This is a genomic window from Gordonia sp. UBA7860 (assembly GCF_002500165.1).
Lineage (GTDB): Bacteria > Actinomycetota > Actinomycetes > Mycobacteriales > Mycobacteriaceae > Gordonia > Gordonia sputi.
Genome location: NZ_DLSO01000009.1, coordinates 1 through 23,178, shown reverse-complemented (window position 1 = coordinate 23,178; position 23,178 = coordinate 1). Strand labels below are relative to the sequence as shown.

The following is a 23,178-nucleotide window of genomic DNA, read 5'->3' as shown; positions in this document are numbered from 1 at the left end:
TCCATTCCCCCTTCCATCAGTTCTACGCGGACACCAAGCCGCGTGCGCGGCTCTTCACCGTAAATTCGCCCAAGGTGTTACCCGGAAGGGGTGTTTGCCCGGAGATCTCACCCCGGCAGCCGATACACCTGCCGTGGGCGACCCGTACTGCCGTAGTGCAGCGACATGAGCAGCCTGCCACTGTCGACGAGCGCCGCGAGGTGGCGCCGCGCGGTCGCGGGCGAGACCCCGATTCGTGCCGAGACCTCGTCGGCGAACATCGACTCGCCCTCGGTGAACTGGTCGAGGATCGTGCGCTCGGTGTGCGAGCCGCTGTCGCCGGCGTGAGGGACGGGTCGAGTACCCGTGCGCATGGCCGACAGCGCGGCGTCGACGGCCGCCTGGTCGATGTGCTCAGCGGCGAGTGCACGCCGATAGTGGGCGTAGCCGGCAAGACGTCGTGCGAGTTCGGTGTCGTCGAACGGTTTGATGAGGTACGTCAGGGCACCGGCACGCAGCGCGCGACGCACAGCGGCTGCATCGGTCTCTGCACCGGCGATGAAACAGTCGCACTCCAACTCGGCAAGGAGGTCGATGCCGGAACCGTCGGGCAGATGAACGTCGAGCAAGACCAGGTCGGTGTCGGGGTGCGAAGCGAGGGCTTCGCGCGCCTGCGCGACCGACCCCGCCGTCGCGGTGACGCGGAAACCTCGTAGCGCGGTGACGATTGCCGCGTGGAGTCCGGCGACGCGAAAGTCGTCGTCGACGATCAGCACCCCGAGTTCACGCGTCGGCGTACTCATCGGACAACCGCTGTCGAATCGAACACGCCGGGTAGTCGTGCAACGATAACCGCACCACCCCAACGGTTTTCAACGTCGCTCCGACGCTCTCCACCAGGATCGACGACGACGATGTCGCCGCCGAGTCGCCTGGCGAGTTGCCGCGACAACGCCAGACCCATTCCCCGTCCTCCCGGCACCGACGGGGCGTCCTTTGTCGTGACACCGTCGGAGAAGATCGTTGCGGGATCGTCGAATCCGATTCCCGGCCCCGAATCGGTGACGGTGATCAGCAATTCGTCGCCCTCCGTAATCGCGTCCACGTCGACGTGTGGCCGTGAATCGTTGTCGCCATCGGACTCTCCGATGCGTTGCGCTGCTGCATCGATCGCGTTGTCGACGAGATTTCCGACGACGGTCGTGACCGTGATCGGATCGAGAAGCGTCCCGCGCACCCACGTCTGATCGCCGAGACCGAGTACGACGCCGCGTTCTCTGGCGTGCGAGGCCTTGGCGTCGAGGAATGCGGACAGATGCGGCTCGTCGATGTTCTCGATTCCTTCCAGACCGAAATGACCTGCGCTGCCCGTCAATTCGGATAGGTATGCGCGCGCCTCGTCGACGTGGCTGCGACGCAGGAGGCCGGCGAGCACGTGCAGCCGATTCGCCGTCTCGTGGCGCTGTGCGCGCAATGCCGTACTCATCGCGCCCATCGAATCGATCTCGCGGGTGAGCTCTTCGACGTCGGTGCGATCGATGATCGACGCGACGATACCGAGGTCGCGCTCGTCGACATCGACCCGGTGCGACGACACCAGCACGATGCGGTCGCCGACGGTCGCGGCGACCGGATCGGGGGTCGGGGTGCGCAGCACAGCCCGGATCCGGTCGCTGAGCTCGAGATCGTCGACGCTGGCACCGACCTCATCAGTGATGTCGAGCAGCTGACGTGCCTTGTCGTTGATGACGCGCATGACACCGGTCGCGTCGACAGCGAGCACGCCGTCGGCCATGGCGTGCAACACGGCGCCCTGATCGCGGACCAGTTCGGCCAGTTCGTCGGGTTCGAGACCCAAAGTGAGTCGACGCCATCGACGCGCGAGCAGGATTGATCCCACCGCGCCGACGGCGAGCGCCGCCAGAGCGATCAGCACCGTGGTCCCGATTGCCCGACGCGTCGCTGCCGCAAGGTCGGCCGTCGAGACACCCACGCTCACCAGTCCGACAACGCGACCGTCGTCGATGATGGGCACCTTCGCGCGCACGGACTCGCCGAGCGTGCCGCGATCGGTGGTGATATCGGCCTGCCCCGACAGCGCCTTGGTGGGATCGGTCGACACGTGCTTCCCGACCTCGCCCCGATCGGGGTGCGACAACCGGATGCCGTTGGCGTTCGCGATCACGACGAACAACGCTCCGGTGCGCTCACGCACCGCGGATGCCTGGGCTTGAATCGGACCGTTCGCCAGTTGGCTGACGTCGAGGTCGCTGCGGTCGCTTTCCGCGACCTCGCTGACCGTTTCACGATCGGCCGCCACCGACTGCGCGATCGCGAGCGCGCGTTGCGCGTACTCGTCGCGGCTACGGTCGTCGGTACCCGCGAGCACGACGCCGAAACCGACGCCGAGGCTCACCGCGATGACGGACAGTTGCAGCAGAAGAACCTGCGTCCGTAATCGCATGTGTAGAGCCTAGGCGTCGGCAGTAGTGCGGCGGTTGGAGTTCGAACTCTCAGAACGGGATCGCGCCGACCACGACGCCCACAGCAAGCATCGTCACCGATACCAGTGCTGCTCGCCACAGGACCTTCTTGTGATGGTCGGCCAGTGAGACCCCCGCGAGCGCGACCAGCAGCAGGATCGCGGGCACCAGCGGGCTCTGCATGTGAACGGTCTGGCCGGTGATCGAGGCGCGTGCCATCTCTGCGGGATCGATGCCGTACCGCGAGGCGGTCTCCGAGAGGACCGGAAGCACACCGTAATAGAACGCATCGTTGCTCATCAGGAATGTCAACGGCATCGAAACGATCCCGATGACGATTGCCATGTGCGGACCCATCGCGCTCGGAATCCCGTCGGCCATCCAATGTGCGATGGCGTCCACCATCCCGGTCCCACTGAACACTCCGGTCAACACCGCAGCGGCTAGCACCATCGCGACCACCGAGACGATGCTGGAACTGTGGCGGGTGATGGCCTCCTGTTGATCTTTGATGTGCGGGAAGTTCACGGCAAGCGCGATAGCCGCGAAGATCATGAACAGAACGGGGATCGCGACGATGTCGGCTCCGAGGATCGCCAGCAGGGCGACCGTCAGGGTCGCGTTGACCCAGACCAGCTTGGGCCGCAACGTCTTTCGATTCGGATCGAGAACCCCGGTGAACGCCGACTCCCCGTCGCCATCCGACGGCGTGGCGACATCGCCTGTGCTGGAGTCGGTTCCGCCCGAACCAGTCGAGATAGCTGGTCGGTTGTTCGATGTCGTCCCGGACCCGCCGACTCCAGCGGCAACCAGTTCACCGCGCGGCACGAGCACTGCGTCGTCGACTTCCAGACGCCCGATCCGACGACGCTCCAGCACGCCGAGGCGATAGGCGAAAGCCAGGACGACCAGCAGCGCAGCCCCGAGCGCGGGGAGCATGGGCAGGAAGATGTCGTTGGTATCGATCTTCAGCGCACTCGCCGCACGAGCCGTGGGGCCTCCCCACGGAAGTATGTTCATCGTGCCGTTCGCGAGACCTGCGACGACGGTGAGGACGACGGGGCTGACGCGTAGTTTCAGATAAAGCGGTAGGAGCGCCGCGGTGGTGATGATGAACGTCGTCGAGCCGTCGCCGTCGAGTGAGACGACCATCGCGAGCACTGCGGTGCCGACGACCAGCCGCGCCGGATCGTGCCCGACCATCCGGACCACCAGCCGAACGATGGGGTCGAAGAGCCCAACGTCGATCATGATCCCGAAGAAGATGATCGCGAAGAACAGCATCGCCGCCGTAGGGGCGAGTTCTTTGATCCCGTCGGTGATCATGTCGCTGATGCTGAGGCCTGCGCCGGCGAACAGCCCGAACGCGACCGGGACCAGGATGAGCGCGACCACTGGTGTCGCGCGTTTGGTGATGATGAGGAACATGAACGTGGCGACCATGCCCAACCCGAGTGCTACCAACATTTCCGTGCTCTTTCTCGTGTCGTTCGCGAGCGGTGTGTTGCCCGTTACTGATCGAGTGTCGGGGTAGTCCAGATCACAGTGAAGCTTGTGCGCGTAAGGCACGTTTTGCGCGTTCTGCGCACGGGAAACGGGCTGCCGTTCAGTCCGGGAGCATCGGGGCGTCGTCGCCGTGGTGGCGTCCGAGGAGTACGCCGCGGGTGACGGCGTCGCGGCCGAATCGCGTTCTCAGATCGTCCATCGCTGTGTCGAGGTGCGCGCCCCGACCGCTGAGCGGACTCGACGCCTCGACCGCGCGCACCCGGCGGTCGGCAGGGTCGGGTTGGTCGAACGGCAGGGTGAGCTGTATCGAGTCGCGCTCGTCGAGTCCGGTGAGCGACAATCCGATCAACGTGCATCCGCGGTCGCGGATCACGGGCAGGGCGTCGTCGAGCAATCCGCGCGCCGACGACATGATCACGTCGGTGCGATCGGTGGCGTCGGACAGTGTTCGCGACCGTGTTGCACGTGAGAAGTCGTCGAACCGGAGACGCAATACGACTGTGCGACAGACTCGTTCGGCATTACGAAGGCGACGCCCCAGGCGCTCGACGATAGCGACGACGGTCGCCTCGAGGTCGGCTTCGCTCTTGGGTCGACGGCCTAGCGCCCGCTGCGAACCGATCGACGAGCGTCGACGCCCGGTCTCGACACGACGCGGATCGGTGGCCATCGACAGCGCGAAGAGGTGACGCGCAGAGCCCGGTCCGACGATGTGCTTGAGTGAGCGCTCGCCGAGCCGGGCGATCCCGCCGACCGTGGTGACGCCCGCGTCGTGCAGTTTGGCCTCGGTCACCGGCCCGACGCCCCACAGCCTCCGAACGGGTAGCGGATGCAAGAACGCCAGCTCGGTTCCCGGTGCCACCTCGAGCAGCCCGTCCGGCTTGCCGACGGCGCTCGCGACCTTTGCGAGGAATTTGGTGCGCGCAAGTCCCACAGTGATCGGCAGTCCCACCTCGTCGCTGACGCGTCTACGCAAACGCTCCGCGATCTCGACCGGTGTTCCCGACACTCGACGCAGGCCCGCGACGTCGAGGAACGCCTCGTCGACCGAGATGCCCTCGACGATGGGTGTGGTGTCGTGGAAGATCTCGAAGACCGCGCGGCTGGCCTCGACGTAGGCCTCGAAGCGCGGCGGCACCACTATTGCGCGCGGGCACAGCGCCCGCGCCTCGTGGCCCGGCATCGGCGACCGCACGCCGAACGCCTTGGCCTCATAGCTGGCGGCGAGCACCACCCCACCGCCGACGAGTACCGGCCGTCCACGTAGTGCCGGGTTGTCGCGCTGCTCGACCGACGCGTAGAAGGAGTCGAGGTCGGCGTGAAGTATCGACGCCTCGTGCCGCTCGCGTCGCTCGATCCGCATAGAACACATGTTCGCATGCAGGTCGGACATTCTCTACACCCGAGCTGCCCCGATCAACCTGTGCGGGACCTCCGCCGCCAGGCATCCTTGTCGGTGGCGCGCTCGTCCTGAACCACGGGAGGCCAAGTGGCAGCGCCCAATTCGCGCGAGGTATTGCGGGCGACGTCGCGCAGCATCGAGGCGACCGACGACTCGAGTGGCCACTGCTCCGCGGTGGCGACGACACCGACGGCACCGATCGGACCACCCATCCGGTCGGTCAACACGGCTGCGAGTTCGCACTCACCCAAAACAGCCTCTTCGACGGACTCGGCGAGTCCTGTCGCGCGCACATCGGCGAGGGTCGCGCGCAGCGCCGCCGGATCGGTGAGGGTCGAGCCGGTCATGTCGCGCAGGTCGGCGTCGAGGATGTCGTCGGTCAGCTTGGCGTCGAACGCCATGATCGCCTTGCCCAGGGCCGACGCGTGCGCGGGAATGACGATTCCGACCTCGGGCATCTGCCGCGAACCGTCGAGCCTCGGTTGGTGATGGACCACCACGACGTCGTCGATCAACATCACCGCGGTGCGGACCGCGAGTCCGCTGCGTCGTGCGAGATCCTCAGCCCACGGCGCGATCCGCGCACGGAGTTCGAGACTGTCGAGGTACACGTTTCCGAAGGTGAGAACCGCAGGTCCGAGGCGGTAGCGCCCCGAATCGCGCTCCTGCACGACCATGCGGTGTGCGAGCAGCGTGCGGACGATGCCGTGCACGGTCGACGGCGGCAGCTCGAGCCTCTCCGCGATCTGTCCGAGACTCATCCGGTGGTCGCCCGCCAGCACCGTGAGCACGCGGAGCGCGCGGTCTACGGACTGAATCATCCAGACATTCTCGCAGCAATCGTCTCAGCGATCTCCCCGGGGAGAGATCTCGCCTGTTCCATCTTCGGAAAGTATTGCCCGTCACATCGCGCGGGGCGTAGTGTGACATTTCATTCGATAATGTCGAATGAATTGCTCGGCCTCACCGTGCGTACCCGCAGATGTGTCCCGTAGGAGTAGTGGCTCATGAAGAAGTTCATCAACGAGCCGGCCGATGTGCTGGCCGACGCACTGCGCGGGGTTGCGGCCGCTCATCCCCGACTGCGCGTCGACCACGAGAACAGGGTGATCTTCCGAGCGGAGGGACCACGTCGCGGAAAGGTCGGGTTGGTCTCCGGCGGAGGGAGCGGCCACGAGCCCCTGCACGGCGGATTCGTCGGCCAAGGGATGCTCGACGCCGCCGCCTGCGGCGAGGTCTTCACATCGCCCGTCCCCGACCAGATCCTGGCCGCCACCAGCGGCGTCGACGGTGGCGTTGGCGTGCTGCACATCGTGAAGAACTACAGCGGCGACGTGATGAACTTCGAGATGGCCGCAGAGCTCGCCGACGTCGAGGTGGTGTCTGTCATCGTCGACGACGACGTGGCCGTCACCGACAGCAGTTTCACGGTCGGTCGACGCGGTGTAGCCGGCACGGTCTTCGTCGAGAAGATCGCCGGGGCGGTCGCCGAGCGCGGCGCCGACCTCGCCGAAGTCGCCAGGCTGGCACGCAAGACAGATGACAACGCACGCACCATGGGCCTCGCTCTCACCTCCTGCACGGTCCCCGCGGTCGGCCACCCCACCTTCGACCTCCCCGAGAATCAGATCGAACTCGGCGTCGGCATCCACGGCGAACCGGGCCGCAAACGCGTCGAACTGCCTTCGGCGAATGAGATGGCGCAGATGCTGATCGATCCGGTTCTCGCCGACCTCGACTTCACCCTCGGCGAGAACGGGGTCGTCCTGCTGGTCAACGGCCTCGGCGGAACACCCCTGATCGAGCTCTATCTGATGTGCGCCGAATTCACACGACTACTCGACGCCGCTGGCATCACCGCAACGCGCACCCTCGTGGGCAACTACGTCACCAGCCTCGACATGGCGGGATGTTCGGTCTCGCTCCTGCGACTCGACGACGAACTCACCGATCTGTGGGACGCTCCGGTCGACACACCGAACCTGCACTGGGCTTGATCGAAAGGGCACGTCATGACCACCCTGACCACTGACACCATCGCCACCTGGCTCCGCCTGTTCACCAGCGACGTGGTGCCGACGTCGACGGCCTGACCCAACTCGACGCCGCTATCGGCGACGCCGACCATGGATCGAACATGGAACGCGGCATGACCGCCGTCGTCGACGGACTCGCCGATAGTCCAGACCTGCCGGGACCGATGCTGAAGAAGGCAGGCATGACACTCGTCAGCAAGGTCGGCGGCGCCAGCGGGCCGCTGAACGGCACCCTGCTGCTCCGGATGGCGGGCGCCATCGGCGACAGCAGCGAGATCGACGGCACGACGCTCGCCGCGGCACTGCGCGCCGGCCTTGCCGGCGTGGTCGACCGCGGACACGCACAGCCCGGCGACAAGACCATGTTCGATGCGCTCAACCCCGCATGCGATGCCCTCGATGCGGCGCTCGCCGACGGCGCAGCACTGCCGAAGGCACTGCAGGTCGCCGCCGATGCTGCCGCCGCCGGACGCGATTCGACCGTCGACATGGTTGCCCGCAAGGGTCGCGCGTCGTATCTCGGTGAGCGCAGCGTCGGACATCAGGATCCGGGAGCGACGAGCGCGGCGATGCTCGTCGACGCGCTCGCCGAAGCCGTGAACGCGACCGGCACACCATGACGGGGCTGGTGGTCGTCTCTCACAGCAGGGCGCTTGCCGACGCCGCGGTGGCACTGGCATCGGAGATGCTCCACGGATCGACGACGCGCATCGCCGTCGCAGCGGGACTCGACGCCGAGACCTTCGGCACCGATGCCACCGCCATCGTCGACGCGATCGAGAAGGCGGACGACGCACAGGGCGTCGTGGTCCTGATGGATCTCGGAAGTGCTGTTCTGTCAGCCGAACTCGCGCTTGAACTGATCGACCCGGAGGTCCGCGAGCGCACCGTGCTGTCGGCGGCTCCGTTGGTCGAGGGACTCATGGCCGCGGCCGTGACCGCCGCCTCTGGGGCTTCACCCGCCGACGTCGCCGCCGAGGCGGCGCAGGCGCTGACGCCCAAGCGATCGGCGTTGGGCGTCGAGGATGTGCCGGCTGGCGGTGTGAATGCACCGACCGGGGGTGAGACCGCCGTCGTCAAGGTCGAGAACCCGCATGGCCTCCACGCCCGGCCAGCCGCCCGATTGGTGACGGAGGCAAGACAATTCGACGCCGAGGTCACGCTGCGCAACCTCGATACCGGCGCAGGCCCGGCGTCGGCGAGCAGCATGTCGCAGGTGGTGGGCCTCGCCGTGCGGTGCGGCCAGCGCCTAGAGATCGACGCGAGCGGCCCCGACGCCCGCGCCGCCGTCGAACACCTGACCACGCTGGCGCGCAACCGGTTTGGCGAGGAGGACACGGCCGCCGCTGGTCGAGCTGCCTCCCCCGCTGGTCGGGTTACCACCGCTGGTCGAGCTTGTCGAGACCACTCCGCCCTGCCGGCGTCGCCCGGGATCGCGATCGGTCCGGTGTTCACGCCCGCGGTCGTCGACGTCGAGCCCCCCGACGAGCAGTACGACTCCGCCGACGCACAGTCCACGAGACTGCGCAACGCCCTCGACGCTGTACGCGCCGACATCGAGGGCCTGCGCGCCACGACAGCGCGTCATAGCCCCGCCGACGCCGCCATCTTCGACGCCCACCTGGTGATGCTCGACGATCCCGACCTCGTGGCCGCGGCCCGCGAGCGCATCGAGTCCGGCGCACCCGCGTCACACGCGTGGGCGGAGGCAGTGGCTGCAGTCGAAGCCGAATGGCGCGCCGTCAACGACCCCTACCTGCGCGAACGCGCCGTCGACGTGCACGCGGTCGGACAGCAGGTGCTCCGAAAGCTGGCAGGCATCGCGGACGCAACCATTGATGGCACCGGCATCCTCGTCGTCGACGATCTGCTGCCGGCACAGGCGGCCGTCCTCGACGCCGAGAAGGTCGCTGGCATCATCCTCGAAGGCGGGAGCCCGACAAGTCACGCTGCAATCCTCGCCCGCGCGCGAGGAATACCCGCGGTCGTCGCGGCAGGCTCCGACGTCTTGGCCATCAAACCAGGTGTCACCGTCGCCCTCGACGGATCGACCGGCGAGATCATCGTCGACCCTGACAGTCAGACCCTCGAACGCCTGCGCGGCGAGGCATCGCGGGCTGCGGAGCGCGGAGAACTCGCCCGCGCGGCGGCGCACGAGTCCGCGAGCACCGCCGACGGCACGCGAATACTGGTGGCAGCCAACCTCGGTTCCGTCGAAGACGCACGCGCCGCGGCCGAAAGTGGCGCGGACGGTTCAGGGTTGGTCCGTACCGAGTTCCTCTACCTCGACCGTGCGCTGCCACCCTCCGTCGACGAGCAGATCGACACCTACCTCGCTATGGCCGATGCCCTTGGCGGCCAACGCATCACGCTGCGCACGCTCGACGTCGGAGGCGACAAACCACTCCCGTTCGCGCCGCAACCCGCCGAAGAGAACCCCTTCCTCGGCCTGCGTGGGCTCCGCCTCGCACTGGCGGAAAAGACCCTCTTCGACGACCAGCTCCGAGCCATCATCACCGTCGCACACCAGACCCCGATCAGCATCATGTTCCCGATGGTGACCACCGTCGACGAACTGCTCACCGCCCGAAAGCATCTCGACTCTATGATCACTTCCGTCGGACGTGGTGTACCGGCGGGACTCGAGGTGGGAATCATGATCGAGGTCCCTGCAGCAGCCCTCAAGACCGCCGCCTTCGCACCGCACGTCGACTTCTTCAGCATCGGTACCAACGACCTCACGCAGTACACGCTTGCCGCAGAACGCGGCGACACTTCCGTTGCGGCGCTTGCCGATCCACTCGATCCCGCAGTCGTCACACTGATCAACAGGGTCTGTCGCGGTGCGGGACCCGACCGCCTGGTCGCAGTCTGCGGAGAGCTGGCGGCCGATGAGACGGCAACGGATCTCCTTGTTGCGCTTGGGGTGCGGGAGCTAAGCGTCGCTCCCCGCGCGGTCCCACCGGTCAAGCAGGCGGTACGCGGCATCGAGGCCACCACCAATCCCAGGCTCGTCGAACGGTGCCTCGAAGCCGACACGGCCGCCTCGGTGCGCGCCGCACTCACCTAGTGAGCAGCGCCGCTCGATAGACTCGAACGCATGCAGGCCAACACACGAGCGGACACAGTCGACGGGGTTCACGAGGTCGAGAAGTGACAACACCAAGCGCCACAATCGGACTGGGCCTGGCAGCGGTCGGACGTCCGGCGTACATCACGACCGGACGAGACGACGACCTCGGCGAGGAACGCAGCATCGAGGACATGCGTGCGCGCACGTACGCGGTGCTCGACGCCGCCTACGCCGACGGGGTGCGCTACCTGGACTGCGCGCGGTCGTACGGACTGTCGGAGCAGTTCCTCGCCGACTGGTTGAGTGATCGTCCCGACGTCGACGACGTGGTCGTCGCGTCGAAGTGGGGCTACCGCTACGTCGGCGAATGGGAACTCGACGCCTCGGTTCACGAGGTGAAGGACCACAGTCTCGGCGAGTTCGTCGACCAGTGGACCGCGAGCCGCTCGATACTCGGCGAAGCGCTCTCCATCTACCAGATCCACTCGCTGACACCCGACAGTCCGGCACTGACCAACCCCGCACTGCTCGACGCGCTCGCACGACTGCGCGACGACGGCTATCGCATCGGCTTCTCGACGTCGGGCGCGTCGCAGGCCGACGTTGTGCGACAAGCGCTCTCGATCGAAGTCGGCGGAGCACCGCTCTTCGGGGTCGTCCAGTCGACGTGGAATCTGCTGGAGACGTCGGTGGGCCCAGCGCTGGCGGAGGCCGCGGAGGCGGGCCTGTCGGTGGTCGTGAAGGAGGCCATGGCCAACGGCCGGTTGGCGCCTGGCGTCGACGACGACTCCGACGCCCGACGCGCCGTCGACCTCGCTGCAAACGAACTGGGCGTACCCACCGACCAGGTCGCGCTGGCGGCTGCGCTGGCCCAGCCCTGGGCATCACACGTGCTGTCGGGCGCGGTGAGTGTCGAGCAGGTCGACAGCAATGTCGCCGCGGGCACGGTGACACTCGAACCCGCGGTGCTCACGGAACTCGTCGCGCACCCCGAGTCGCCCGACGACTACTGGTCGAAGCGGTCGCAGCGCGACTGGAGCTAGAGCAAGCCGCTACCGAGCGGGCAACCTACGCGCCAGCAACACCACGTCGTCGATGTGGTGCCCGCCACCAGCGGGGATGCCGCGCGGGCGGGTCTCGTGGGTGACGATCTCCCAGCCACCTTCCCTGGACTCACCGTCCGCGGGCCGGCTTTCGAGCAGGGTCGCGATGTCGTCCGGTTGCACGTAGTCGGCGGGGTCGAACCCGTGTGCGCGCACGCCGTCTGGCGCGTGTGCCACCACCAGCAGTGAGCCGCCCGGCCGGACGGCGTCGACGAGTTTCTCTGCCACCGAACGGTTTTCGGCGAGGATCGGGAAGTAGTGCGCTGCGACGAGAGCGAAGTCACCACCCGGTACGTCGTCGACGACGAGATCTGTTTGCAGCCAAGTGATCTCGGGTCCGGGGAAGCTCTGCCGTGCGCGGTCGACGGCGACCTGCGAGATGTCGATCGCCGTGACCTGCCATCCGCGCTCGGCGAGCCAGCGGGCATCGGCACCTTCGCCACTTCCGACGTCGAGCGCGGTGCCCGGCGCCAGGTCGGAGGCCTCAGCGATCAGGGAGGGGTTCACGTTCGACGTCCAGAGGCGCTCGGTGTCGGCGTACCTCGCGTCCCACTCGGCCGCCGTGTGCGGGTTCTGGTCGTGGCTCATCGGTCCAGCCTGACACCGCCGCCGCGCGGCGTCGAGCAGCATTGCGTTGGAGGCAAGAAGTGGTCTCGACAAGCTCGACCGGCGGTGTGGGCTCGACCGGCGGAAGTTGGTCATCGACGCGGCGCTCGCGGAGGGGCAGACTGGGAGACATGGCATTTCCCATTCGCATCGGAGTCCAGATCCAGCCGCAGCACGCCCCCGACTACTCGCTGATCCGCGACGCGGTCTTGCGGGCAGAAGACCTCGGCGTCGACATCATCTTCAACTGGGACCACTTCTATCCGCTCTACGGCGACCCCGACGGCGCGCATTTCGAGTGCTGGACCATGCTCGGCGCGTGGGCTGAGCAGACCGAACGCGTCGAGATCGGCGCGCTCGTCACGTGCAACTCGTATCGCAATCCCGACTTGCTTGCCGACATGGCACGCACAGTCGACCACATCTCCGGCGGCCGACTCATCCTCGGCATCGGCGCGGGCTGGTTCGAGAAGGATTACGACGCGTACGGCTACGACTTCGGCACCAAGGGCAGCCGCATCGGCGAGCTGGGCGAGGCACTGCCGCGGATCGCCTCACGGTTCGAGAAGCTCAATCCCCAACCCACCCGGCACATTCCGGTCCTCATCGGTGGCAGCGGCGAGAAGAAGACCCTCCCGCTCGTCGCGAAGTACGCCGATGCCTGGCACGGCTTCAACGACGTCGAGACCTACCGGCACAAGACCAAGGTGCTGTCTGGGTACTGCGAGGAGATCGGCCGCGACCCCGAAACCATCGAGCGGTCGGCGGGCATCCCGTTCACCGGCGACGTCGAAGAGCTGGTGCGCACCGCCGATGCCATCAGCGCCGAGGGCGTCTCGCTGATCACCGTTGGCACCACCGGCCCCGAGTACGACCTGACGGCCGTCGAAGCCTTGTGCCGCTGGCGCGGGTGAACTGAGTCAATATGTCGAGCCTCGCCGTCGTCGCCATCATCGCGGGTGTCATCTCGCTTGGCTGTTGGGTCGCGTCGCTGGTCACCGGCGACACGTCGTGGGTCGACCGCATCTGGTCGATCGCGCCTGTCATCTACCTCTGGGTGTTCGCGGCGTACAGCCACTTCGACGTTCGCGTGACGGTGATGGCTGTGCTCGTGACGGCGTGGGGTATCCGTCTGACGTTCAACTTCGCCCGACGCGGTGGGTATACCGGTACCGAGGACTACCGCTGGGCCGTGCTGCGCTCCCGTATGAGTAAGTGGCAGTTCTGGTTGTTCAACCTGTTCTTCATCGTGATCTACCAGAACCTCCTGCTCGTGCTGATCACGCTGCAGCTCGATGCCGAGGTCTACCGCCCCGGCCTCGAGGTAGAGGTCCACCGCCGCGACGGTCAGGTCAAGAGGGTGCGTATCGGCGCGGTCGTTGCCCATGCCGGCGATCGACTCCGCGCCGCCATCACTGACGACCTCACCCCCCACTCCCCCACCCCGGGTCCTATGGTCGCGCTGTCCGCGGTCGCACAGATGCACGAACTTGCCCCTGACAGCGATGGTGCGGAGGAGTTGCAGTGGCAGGCGCCACGAGCCTGGCGGCGGCGCACGCCCATCTCTGCGCAGCAGTGGCGCATCCTCAACGACACCGGAGGCGAGGACCGCTCAGCGGCGGCGACGGCCGCAGCGTGGGTGTTGTGGGATGTCGGTTTTCGTTCGTTTGCCGCGGTGCGATGGTTCTACGCCCACTGTCCGGCCTTTGCGAAGTTCCGCGACCGCGACGGTGACCGCCGGCGCGCGCGCTCTGCGTGTGCCGCGCACTGGCAGAGCATCACTGCGCGTGCCAGTACCCATCGGCCGCCGGTTGACCCCGCCGACCAAGCACTTGTCGACGACGCGCTGGCGGAGATCGCCACCTGGGACGAACCCGACCTCGTCGCGGCCGCGGTCGCCGTCATCACACACCGGTTCACCGACGGCCACGGCCTCGTCGATCGCCCGATCGCCAAACGGTGCCTCGCGACCTGGATGTCGGTGTGCGACAGCCGTGCGTACGTCCACCTCCAACGCCTCCAGGAGCGCGGCCTGCTTGTTCGCACCCGTGATTGGCAGGATGGGCCAGCCAACGAGGCTGCCCTCTACTCGCTGCGAGTGCCAGACGAGCTTTACCGGGGAAATGGTGACCATGACGTCACAGTCCCCCTATGGCTCCACCCCCTCTGGGGGCAACTAGGGCACCTGGCTTACACCCTCTGGTCCCTGCTGGCCACCCAAGAACGTGCGGTTACCACCTCCGAGGTGGCTGGTAAGTCCCCTTTGCCCCCCGGCGGTACTGGATGGGGTGTCCTGGGTCTGCTCAACACTCTCGGTTCGCTCGGCCTGGTCACCCGGATCGGCACTGGGAAGGGAACTCGCTGGACAGTGGTCCCCGCTCAGGCAGACAAGGGAGCTGTCGACTCCGCGGCTACCTCTATCGGTGCTTTCGAGCGAGCGAAACAACTCCGCGCGCGGATCGTCGGCGAACGCAAGGCCTACCACGCCGAAGGACCAGGTGAGCGGGCTCGCATGCGGAGCGGGCTCAAGGTTCTTCGGGACCGTCTTACCCACACCGATATAGCCGGACGGGAGCAAGGCAGCCTGTTCGTCACCGTGGCAACCGAGATGCCTGGTCGCAGCGACTACCGGTGGGCCGGTGCGCGGCCTGCGCCGCCACCCGAGACCGCGACACCCGATAGCTGAGACCCCCCCCCACCTGGGGGTCCCAGCACGTCCATGCTGCTTCTCGATCGTCTCCACCTTCATCCCGAGTGAACGCGGATGCGGTTGTAACGCTACAACGTCCAAATGTGGAAACATTAGAGCTGTGAAACGTTAAGAGATGGGAACGTTAGGAACTGGGAACGTTAGGAACTGGGAACGTTGTGCGCGTGTAACGTTGTCACTGGGGAACGTTGTGTAGTTAAATGGTTCCAGCGCCACGCAGTTACACCGCTGAAAACTTGTAGCGTTGTAACGCAGCCACGTTGCAACGTGGGAACGTTCAAAAGTTGCACAGGTTGAAAGTTTCCCGGTCGAAATGTTGCAACGTTCCGCGACTACAAAGCTGAAACGGCAGAACGTTCCAGCGTCCAAGTGTCGGAACGAGTTTCTAAGCGTTGTGCAGTCACAACGCTTCAACAATGGAGGATCGCAATGGCAAAGATCGTCGTGCACCACTCCCGAAAAGGCGGGGTGGGGAAGAGTACGGGAGCCTACGAGCTCGCTCACCTACTCGATGCGGTCCTCGTCGACTTCGAACACGACGGTGGGGGAGTGACAGGTAAGTGGGGCTATCGGCCGTTGGACCGGCTCCGCATCCCCATTCTCGACGCACTCCAAAGCGGCCGCACCCCGCGTCCGTTGAAAGGGCACGGCAAACCACGTCTCGTTCCCGGCCACCCCGACCTCTACGACCAGATGCCCCAGCACGACGTCGTGGCCGACGCTCTTGAACGATGGGCGGGGGAGTGGGACACCGAATGGGTCATCGTCGACACCCACCCCGGGATCTCCCCAGCTGCGGCTGGCGCCCTCAGTGTCGCTCACGCCGTCATCGTCCCCACCCCACTCCGAAACCTGGATCTGACGGCCACGGAAGAGCTGATCAACGACATGCCCGACTATCCGCTCATCATCTCGCCCACGATGATCCCGCCTGTCCCGCCTGAGGCGGAACTCAGAAGGCTCGCGAGGGCGGTCGAAGGCACCCCGGTCCAGGTTGGCCCTTCAATTCCTCGAGCAGTTGCGGTGGAACGACGGACAAAGAGAATCGCCATCACCTCAGAGAACCCGCCGGCAAAGGCACTGCAGCCTGTCGCCGAGGCATACGAAAAGACCGCGAAGTTCGTCCAGGAGTACGTCCGATGAGTGGACTCGATGACATGGCCCAGGCCCGACAGAAGCGCGCGAGGGCACGTTCAATGCCACCACCGCGGCACACAGCCCCCGCTGTCTCTGCCGCACCGGCTACGGCGCCGGAGCCGGCACCCGAGCAACCTGACACCACAGCCAACGCCCCAGCGGCCGCGCAGGCCTCTTCGCCTACCAAAAAGAAGCAGCCTGCGGCTCCCGCACCCGCACCGAGCACGGCGAGTGCGGCGACCGCGGCGAGTGCGGCGGGACGCACTGTCGGCCCGAGCACGATCTACTTCGATGAGCCGACCGACGACTGGCTGGAAGAGGTGAGCATTGCCGGCCGCCGCAGCAAGCCTCGGATCGACTCTCGCAGCGCTATCGCACGATATGCCGTTCGCAAGCTCATGAACGAGATGACGCCGGAGCAGGTCATCGAGGCAATCCGCGCCGAGAGTGCCGCAACCGCACACACGAAGCCAGGCAGGCCCCGCCACTGACGTTGTAACGGCACAACTGCACAACGTTTGATCTATGTCAGGCCTGCCGCCTGACGGGGTGAGTTAAAGAGGTCCTGGTGGTGATTGGAGCACCACCAGGACCGACGACCAACAGAAATGGAGCTGTTGATCTATGTCCGACCCTACCCACGCCCGCAACACCACCGAGGCCGCGACGAACACCGCCAGCGTGGCCACCGCGGTCATCCTGAGCCTCATCGTCGTTGCGGCCTCATTCACCCTGAGCTTCACAGCACTGAGCGACCTCGCCCGCATGTCCGGGGCCATCCCGGACCGCCTGACCTGGCTCCTACCCGTCGTGATCGACGTCTTCATTCTGCAAGCCACCTGGTGCGTCTACGCCGCGACGACGCCGGCAAGCGATACCACTTCGCGATGCTGGCGATCTCCAGCACAGTCAGTGTCGCCGGCAATGCCGGCCACGCATTCCTGGCCAGCGACCAGGGGTCATGCACGGCCTGATGGCCGTGGCCATCGCCATCGTTACTGGTAAGTAGCGCTATTAGAACCGGCAGAATAGCTGCGATCAGGGTTTCGGGTGCAGAACGCGGTGCGTGTGTAGGCGGACGGGCGGCGACGTCGATGCCCAGCTTCCAAGTCGACTAGGTGATAGATGCAACATCGACCGCAGATGAAGTCGTGGCTAGCCGCAGCAGCACTGAACAAAACCGTGATCTGGCGTAGTGATGTCGCCAGTTGGACCGCGCATTCTCTGGCGGCGGCCTTCGTCGCTGAGCAGGGCGCTCGGTAATCCTCCGGTGGTCGACGCCTGTATGTGCAGCGAAGTCGTCGACAATAGCGCCTAGTTAGTCGCCGGGTTGGCCCCCTTGAACTGGAGCCTATTCGGCCTGCGGCGAGTCGGATTAGCCCTCCCTGGGGTATAACAACTGCGTCGTTTGCAACACGAACTCAGCGTGAATGGCGGGTAGTACTCGCGGCGACATTTAACCCCTCGGCTCGCACCGGAACTATTGGACACCGCTCCTATTGATCCGAAACACGTTTCCTTCTGGATCACGCAGAACTGCCTGCCGCGCACCGTAGTAGGTCAGATACGGTGCTTTGACTAGCGTGGCACCAGCGGTCAACGCGTCAGCTACGAGCGTGTCCACTGCCGCTTCGTCAGCGGTTTCAAACGTCCAGAATGAGGCCGAGCTGTCACCGATGATCGTCTCCGGAGGCAGACTGAGAAGTTCGAGTGCCCCCGGAGTGTGAAACCCAAGAGTAGTGCCGCCTACGCGCAACGCTCGAAAGTGCTCTGACGCGAGTTCTTCGATTTCTGGCAGAGAAAATACGGTCCCATAGAACGATGCTTGCGAGATGAAGTCGCTGCAGATGATGCTGACAAAAGACAGGGATATGTTCTGTGTAGTCATGAGTCTCCTAGCTGACGGGCGCTCCCGCGTTGGCGGCCGCGCACAAGCGGTTTGACCTGAACGAAGGCGAGATTCGGTCGGGTATAGAGAGCAGTGGGTACTTGATCAGCTGACCGTCGCGGCTTGAGCACGCCGACGGAGATACTCGCCGGCCTCGATCGCGGGCAGGTCTGTGTTGACTCCGACGGGTGCGGGCATCGGCTCTACGACGGCGTCAACGTTGGCGTCGCAGAACTGGATCAGCGAGATGAGTTCTTCCTTTGGTGCTTGGTCTTGTGGCGGCAAGACCCGATGGCGGGTCGAGCGCCAGCGGTCGCCCGTCCAGCGGGCCATTAGGTCACCGATGTTGATCACGAGTGCTCCTTCGACAAAGGGCGCGTCGAACCACTCTCCATTGCTCTCGACTTGGAAGCCGCCGTAGCCTACTTGGCGGTCGAGGAGGGTGAAAATGCTCCAGTCAGTGTGTGGGCCGACGCGGAACTGCCCTTCCTTCGGCGCACCGGCCTCCTCAAGCGAGGGGTAGCGGTTGATGTTGAGGGTTCGGGTTCCACTGGAGGTGCGTTCGATGAACCACTCTGCACCAAGGTCGAGCGCTTCACCGCAGATGCGAAGCAGGTCGTCGTACAGTCGGTACATTTCAGTCATGTAGCGGGTAGCGCACTGTTGGAGTTCGGGGACTTCCGTTGGCCACACGTTGGGCCGGAACCAATACTTGTCGAGGGCGGGGTCACCAGTAAGGTAATCGCGCCCGATGGTGTAACTCTCTTTCATGTCGGGCTTGTTGGAGTCCGAGTCCTCGCCGTCGAAGGAATTGGCTTCCTTGCCACTCGGCAGCCACCCGCGGCCGCCGACTGAAGTCTCATACTGCGCTTTTACTGAGGCCGGAAGGGCGAAGAACTTTTTGGCAGCAGCACGCAGCTCGGTTCCCAGCGTGGGTGCGACTCCGTGATTGGCCAGGAGCAAGAATCCGGACTGCTGGAGCGCCTGGTCGACCTCTGCGGCGACCGAGCGCCGAGTCTCGGCGTCACCGGTTTGCCAGGAATTCAGATCAACGAGTGGTATGAGCGGTGCGTTCATGTGGAGGTTCCTCGATTTTTTGGAGAGTAGGAGTGTGGTGAGTGAGTGCCGTTTCTGCATCAATGCGGTTTTTAGGAGCGATCCGCCTTGCTTACTGCGGCGAGGACGCGCGATGCTTCGCGAACTGCAGCGGTGTTGGCTTTTCCTTGCTGAGAACCGGCAAGTTTGGCTTTAATGTGGTCACGCACGAGGATCGGCTCGTAGGCAAGCCCGTTGTCTGCTTCGAGATGACTGGGCAGAGTGACAATGGTGGCATCGATGTTGCCGTCGTGGAAGAACGCAACCGAGCGTCGACGCTTGATCGTTCCGTCGACGATCGGCGGCTTCACGCGGTGCAGCGTCGACATCCAGCGGTCATTGGTCAAGCGTGCGGTGAGGTCGCCCAAGTTGATCAGAAGTGCGTCATCCATGGGCTGAACATCGTGCCAGTTTCCAGTTCCGTCAAGTACCTGCAAACCGGGCACTTGATCGGCCCAGAGGACTGTGACGAGGCCAAAATCTGTGTGTTCGCCCATGCCGGTTAGGTCACCGTCCAGGTTGACAGTGCCTTCGGGCAGTGCGTAGTTGTTCATTCGGAGAACGTCGACAGAATGGTCGGTGAGGAACTCGAAGTAGTCGCTGGGCAAGCCAAGCGCATCGGCGAAGACTGTGGTCAGGGTGCGGGCGACTCGGGATGCGTGCGCGTAGTACGCCTCTACATTGGATCTGAAGCTACTCAAGGTCGGCCAAACGTTGATGCCGTAATCGTCTTCGGACAGGTTGAGTTCCGGAAATGATCTGGCCTCGGCACCGACGTTGAAGGCCTCGAAGAAGTCGTTCATTCGGGTTGCTGATTCTAGGCCGAGGCTCAGTCTCAGCGATTCACTTTTAGGCGGCGTGTATCCCCTGTTGCCATCGACTCGGTAGGTTCGTTTTTCATCGATCGGCAGGGCGAAGAAGGCGTCTACTGCATTCCGCAACCCGTCGATCGCTTCGTTGGGGATTCCGTGTCCGAGAACCTGGATGAAACCTACAGTCGAGCAGGCTTGGTCGAGCTGATTTGCCACTTCAGCTTTGGCTTCAGGCGTGCCGTTTGTGGTGTAGGCGGTGATGTCGACGATCGGGACTTCAAAATGATCGTTGGTGTCAGGGGTTAGCATGTTGATTCTCTCCGTCGGTTGTGGTTGCGCGTGCGTCTGCGCTGATGTTGGACATTGCCCTGCGTGCGCTGTCGCCGAGTGCTGTGTGGTTGAGAATGAGGTTCAGTGTGAATGCAGTGATGGCAGCGAGGGTGATGCCGCTGCCGAGAACAATTTGAATTGTGTTCGGGAACTTTCCCCTGCGCCGAATATCAGCGGAACGCTGACGCATCCGGCGTACATGATCAGGACGTGCTGGATACCGAACATCACGAGCTGTGAGATTGGTGGGCGGAGGTCGACAGGATTGGCGCCCGGCGGGGACTGCGGCGCTGTGAGAGCGGGCATGGGATACTCCAATAGGGAGGCAGATGCTTACCTGGAATATTCTCCACACGAATATTTCATTCTCTCTATCAGTATAGTTTCGTTGGTGTTTCTGAGGTTGCCGTTGCGTTACCTGTCCGCGATCTGCCGTGGTTCAGACAGCTCGGAGACTGCTACCTTGCGTGTGTGGATGACGACGATCAGGCAATACTTGCGCGATCCCTGGGCTCATCGATTCGAGCCGCTCGCAAGAGCGCGGGATTGACCCTGTCGGCACTTGCAACCAGCACTGATCTTTCGCAGCCGTTCCTCAGCCAAGTAGAGAACGGCAACACAACCCCAAGCGTGATCAACTTGCACAGGATCGCTCAGACACTGGGAACTACAGCCCATGATCTGCTCGAACAGAGCAACCGCATACCTGTGAAAGTGGTCCGGAACGGGGAAGCGCGACGCTACAACCTCGGGCCCGACGCCGTGGTCCGGTTCTGCGTGGGCGGAACGCGACTTATGGATTGCAACGAAGTGACTGCCGAGCCGCATAGCTCCGCCGAGGCAGCAACAAGTCACGCCGGGGAAGAATTCGTTTACGTCGTGATGGGCGAGGTCCGCCTCAACATTGGTGGGCAGAGTGTCGTGCTTCGCTCCGGCGACACCGTCTACTACTCGGCGAGCGTGCAGCATCAATGGTTCAACGACACCGATGAGACCGCCGTCTTCCTCTTCGTCGGCACGCCACCATCCTTCTGAAATGCGCGGCGGTCCGCACTACAAGCTGACAGCAATCAGGGGGACGCGATCCGCGCTACCCGAGAAGGGCCTCAGAGCGCCTGCCGTTGGGCGAACGCGCCTCCGGCAGAGAGTTCTGACTGGTCTTCGTGCGCGTCGAGGTGCTATGTCAACGCCGTTGTTCGACGGACCCGAATTGTCCTGTCCAACGCGAAATCCACTCCGGGAGATAGGCCCAAGTCGCGAGGTGCCCGTGCTATCGGTTTGCGCCGTATACCCGGCGGACGGCCTGGCCGTCGAACGCTGGACTGCCGGCTAAGCCTGATTCCACCGAAGGATCGGCTGCACAGCAGCGTGTCGAACTGAAGAAAGTGCCCCCTGAACTGGGAAGATTGGAGTTCTCACACAACAAATCCACCAGTTCACGAAAGGCACTTCCGGTGAAAGTGTCCCACAAGTTCATCGACGGCTCCGCCATGTTCGACGAGGACAACCTCGTCTCGTGCGCCGGACTGGTCCCGGTCATGGCCTTGGCCGAACACACCCGCCTGCCGGACCTGCTCGCCGAGAAGGTTTCGATCACCACCACGAAGGTCGCGTCCGGGGCAGCGAACCCGGGCCCGAAACTGCTCACCCTGATCGCCGGGATGTGCGCCGGCGCCGACAGCATCGACGATATCGACCTGCTGCGCTCGGGCGGCATGAAGCATCTGTTCGGCAACGTCTACGCGCCCTCGACCGTGGGAACGCTGCTGCGCGAGTTCAGCTTCGGCCATGCCCGCCAGCTCGAATCCGTGCTCCGCGAACACCTGATCGCACTCACCGCCCGGGTCGAGATCCTGCCCGGCCTGGCCGAGCAGGCGTTCATCGACATCGACTCGCTGCTGCGCCCGGTCTACGGACACGCCAAACAAGGCGCGAGCTACGGACACACGAAAATCGCCGGCAGACAGATCCTGCGCAAAGGCCTGTCCCCGCTGGCGACGACGCTCAGCACGGCGGACTCCACGCCGATCATCACCGGGATGCGACTGCGCGCCGGGAAAGCCGGATCCGGTAAAGGTCAGGTCGGATGGTCACGCAGGCCATCGTCACCGCCCGAACAGCGGGCGCAACCGGTGCCCTCGTGGTACGCGGTGATTCCGCCTACGGCACCCGCTCGGTCATCTCGGCATGCCTGCGCGCGAAGGTGTGCTTCTCGCTCGTCCTGGCCAAGAACACCGCGGTCCAACGCGCGATCGACTCGATCCCCGACGACGCGTGGACCCCGGTGAGATATCCCGGTGCCGTGCGTGACCCGGACACCGGAGCGTGGATCTCCGATGCCGAGGTCGCCGAAACCGCCTACACCGCTTTCGCTTCGACCAAGGCTCCGGTCACCGCGAGGTTGATCGTGCGTCGCGTCAAAGATGCCCGCTTCCCCGACGCGTTGTTCCCGGTGTGGCGATATCACCCGTTTTTCACCAACATCACCGCCCCGGCCGCCGACGCCGATGTCACCCATCGCCGGCACGCGATCATCGAAACCGTCTTCGCCGACCTCATCGACGGGCCGCTGGCGCACATGCCGTCGGGGCGCTTCGGGGCGAACTCCGCCTGGGTGCTCTGCGCGGCGATCGCCCACAATCTGCTGCGCGCCGCCGGTGTTCTTGCAGGTGGTGGGCATGCTCGCGCCCGTGGGGCGACGCTACGCCGCAAGATCGTCAACCTTCCCGCCCGGTTGTGTCGACCGCAACGAAAACCGATCTTGCGGCTTCCCACGCACTGGCCCTGGTCGGGCGCATGGCTTCGACTGTGGACCAACACCATCGGTCACAGCCCGCCAGCTATCGCCTGAACACCGACCGACCCGCCGAGACGGCACGACCGGAGTTGCACCGTGGAAAAGCTGGGCAGACCAGCGGTCACCGCATGCCCGCAACTGCCCGTACATCCACTCGTTCTGCCCGAACGGGCTTCGGCATCACGTCGGTGGATTGAGGCTAAACCTCGATCCACCGATCG

General features: G+C 64.8%; 19 protein-coding genes and 1 pseudogene. 11 read left to right on the top strand and 9 right to left on the bottom strand.

What is annotated here, in order from left to right; genetic code table 11:
- Nucleotides 1-107 precede the first annotated feature (107 nt).
- The 5 genes from B3T59_RS01210 to B3T59_RS01190 all read right to left on the bottom strand — a co-directional run bounded on the left by B3T59_RS01210 (nucleotide 108) and on the right by B3T59_RS01190 (nucleotide 6,191).
- A complete protein-coding gene (locus B3T59_RS01210; RefSeq protein ID WP_005202459.1) occupies nucleotides 108-782 on the bottom strand; it encodes a response regulator in 675 nt (224 codons plus the stop codon).
- A complete protein-coding gene (locus tag B3T59_RS01205; protein ID WP_005202461.1) occupies nucleotides 779-2,443 on the bottom strand; it encodes a sensor histidine kinase in 1,665 nt (554 codons plus the stop codon). The genes B3T59_RS01210 and B3T59_RS01205 overlap by 4 nt, the downstream gene beginning before the upstream one ends.
- 49 nt (nucleotides 2,444-2,492) lie before the next feature.
- Nucleotides 2,493-3,929, bottom strand: a complete 1,437-nt coding sequence (locus B3T59_RS01200) for a CitMHS family transporter (RefSeq protein WP_287001295.1) — start codon at nucleotides 3,927-3,929, stop codon at nucleotides 2,493-2,495.
- Between the two features lie 139 nt (nucleotides 3,930-4,068).
- Nucleotides 4,069-5,331: a DNA polymerase IV gene (gene dinB, locus B3T59_RS01195; RefSeq protein WP_064861695.1), complete on the bottom strand. Its 1,263-nt coding sequence runs from the start codon at nucleotides 5,329-5,331 to the stop codon at nucleotides 4,069-4,071.
- Nucleotides 5,332-5,384: 53 nt separating this feature from the next.
- Nucleotides 5,385-6,191, bottom strand: coding sequence for an IclR family transcriptional regulator (locus B3T59_RS01190; protein WP_287001294.1), 807 nt, complete (start codon nucleotides 6,189-6,191; stop codon nucleotides 5,385-5,387).
- Nucleotides 6,192-6,377: 186 nt separating this feature from the next.
- Between B3T59_RS01190 and dhaK the strand changes: the two genes are divergently transcribed.
- The 4 genes from dhaK (at nucleotide 6,378) to B3T59_RS01170 (ending at nucleotide 11,522) form a co-directional block, all read left to right on the top strand.
- The gene (gene dhaK, locus B3T59_RS01185) at nucleotides 6,378-7,367 is read left to right on the top strand and encodes a dihydroxyacetone kinase subunit DhaK (RefSeq protein WP_064861688.1); all 990 of its coding nucleotides are present in this window, start codon (nucleotides 6,378-6,380) and stop codon (nucleotides 7,365-7,367) included.
- 140 nt (nucleotides 7,368-7,507) lie between these two features.
- On the top strand, nucleotides 7,508-8,026 hold the full coding sequence (gene dhaL / locus B3T59_RS01180; protein WP_376782669.1) for a dihydroxyacetone kinase subunit DhaL: 519 nt from the start codon (nucleotides 7,508-7,510) through the stop codon (nucleotides 8,024-8,026).
- Entirely contained in the window at nucleotides 8,023-10,476 is a 2,454-nt protein-coding gene (gene ptsP, locus B3T59_RS01175; protein ID WP_064861689.1) for a phosphoenolpyruvate--protein phosphotransferase, read from the top strand. The genes dhaL and ptsP overlap by 4 nt, the downstream gene beginning before the upstream one ends.
- 83 nt (nucleotides 10,477-10,559) lie before the next feature.
- Nucleotides 10,560-11,522: an aldo/keto reductase gene (locus tag B3T59_RS01170; protein ID WP_287001293.1), complete on the top strand. Its 963-nt coding sequence runs from the start codon at nucleotides 10,560-10,562 to the stop codon at nucleotides 11,520-11,522.
- Between the two features lie 9 nt (nucleotides 11,523-11,531).
- Here the strand turns inward: B3T59_RS01170 and B3T59_RS01165 are convergent, their stop codons facing one another.
- Nucleotides 11,532-12,170 carry a class I SAM-dependent methyltransferase gene (locus B3T59_RS01165; RefSeq protein ID WP_064861696.1) on the bottom strand — a complete coding sequence of 213 codons (639 nt, stop codon included), beginning with the start codon at nucleotides 12,168-12,170 and terminating at the stop codon, nucleotides 11,532-11,534.
- A 149-nt stretch (nucleotides 12,171-12,319) separates the two neighbouring features.
- On the opposite strand from B3T59_RS01165, the gene B3T59_RS01160 reads away from it, so the two are divergent.
- The 5 genes from B3T59_RS01160 (at nucleotide 12,320) to B3T59_RS01140 (ending at nucleotide 17,040) form a co-directional block, all read left to right on the top strand.
- On the top strand, nucleotides 12,320-13,102 hold the full coding sequence (locus B3T59_RS01160) for an LLM class F420-dependent oxidoreductase (protein WP_005202490.1): 783 nt from the start codon (nucleotides 12,320-12,322) through the stop codon (nucleotides 13,100-13,102).
- 11 nt (nucleotides 13,103-13,113) lie between these two features.
- The gene (locus B3T59_RS01155; RefSeq protein ID WP_287001292.1) at nucleotides 13,114-14,874 is read left to right on the top strand and encodes a DUF1295 domain-containing protein; all 1,761 of its coding nucleotides are present in this window, start codon (nucleotides 13,114-13,116) and stop codon (nucleotides 14,872-14,874) included.
- A gap of 453 nt (nucleotides 14,875-15,327) precedes the next feature.
- On the top strand, nucleotides 15,328-16,041 hold the full coding sequence (locus B3T59_RS01150) for a ParA family protein (protein ID WP_287001291.1): 714 nt from the start codon (nucleotides 15,328-15,330) through the stop codon (nucleotides 16,039-16,041).
- Nucleotides 16,038-16,526: a hypothetical protein gene (locus tag B3T59_RS01145; RefSeq protein ID WP_287001290.1), complete on the top strand. Its 489-nt coding sequence runs from the start codon at nucleotides 16,038-16,040 to the stop codon at nucleotides 16,524-16,526. Before B3T59_RS01150 ends, B3T59_RS01145 begins: the two co-directional genes overlap by 4 nt.
- A gap of 133 nt (nucleotides 16,527-16,659) precedes the next feature.
- A complete protein-coding gene (locus B3T59_RS01140; RefSeq protein ID WP_287001288.1) occupies nucleotides 16,660-17,040 on the top strand; it encodes a DUF2637 domain-containing protein in 381 nt (126 codons plus the stop codon).
- A 475-nt stretch (nucleotides 17,041-17,515) separates the two neighbouring features.
- Here the strand turns inward: B3T59_RS01140 and B3T59_RS01135 are convergent, their stop codons facing one another.
- The 3 genes from B3T59_RS01135 to B3T59_RS01125 form a co-directional block, all read right to left on the bottom strand.
- Complete coding sequence (locus B3T59_RS01135) at nucleotides 17,516-17,923, bottom strand: VOC family protein (protein WP_005206417.1); 408 nt, start codon at nucleotides 17,921-17,923, stop codon at nucleotides 17,516-17,518.
- A 105-nt stretch (nucleotides 17,924-18,028) separates the two neighbouring features.
- Nucleotides 18,029-19,000, bottom strand: a complete 972-nt coding sequence (locus B3T59_RS01130) for an isopenicillin N synthase family dioxygenase (protein WP_039855795.1) — start codon at nucleotides 18,998-19,000, stop codon at nucleotides 18,029-18,031.
- Between the two features lie 71 nt (nucleotides 19,001-19,071).
- Nucleotides 19,072-20,139: an isopenicillin N synthase family dioxygenase gene (locus B3T59_RS01125; protein ID WP_005206415.1), complete on the bottom strand. Its 1,068-nt coding sequence runs from the start codon at nucleotides 20,137-20,139 to the stop codon at nucleotides 19,072-19,074.
- 492 nt (nucleotides 20,140-20,631) lie between these two features.
- On the opposite strand from B3T59_RS01125, the gene B3T59_RS01115 reads away from it, so the two are divergent.
- Together B3T59_RS01115 and B3T59_RS01110 are read left to right on the top strand one after the other, a co-directional pair.
- On the top strand, nucleotides 20,632-21,195 hold the full coding sequence (locus tag B3T59_RS01115) for a helix-turn-helix domain-containing protein (protein WP_039855792.1): 564 nt from the start codon (nucleotides 20,632-20,634) through the stop codon (nucleotides 21,193-21,195).
- A 419-nt stretch (nucleotides 21,196-21,614) separates the two neighbouring features.
- Nucleotides 21,615-23,011, top strand: a pseudogene (locus B3T59_RS01110) (IS1380 family transposase).
- Nucleotides 23,012-23,178: the final 167 nt, after the last annotated feature.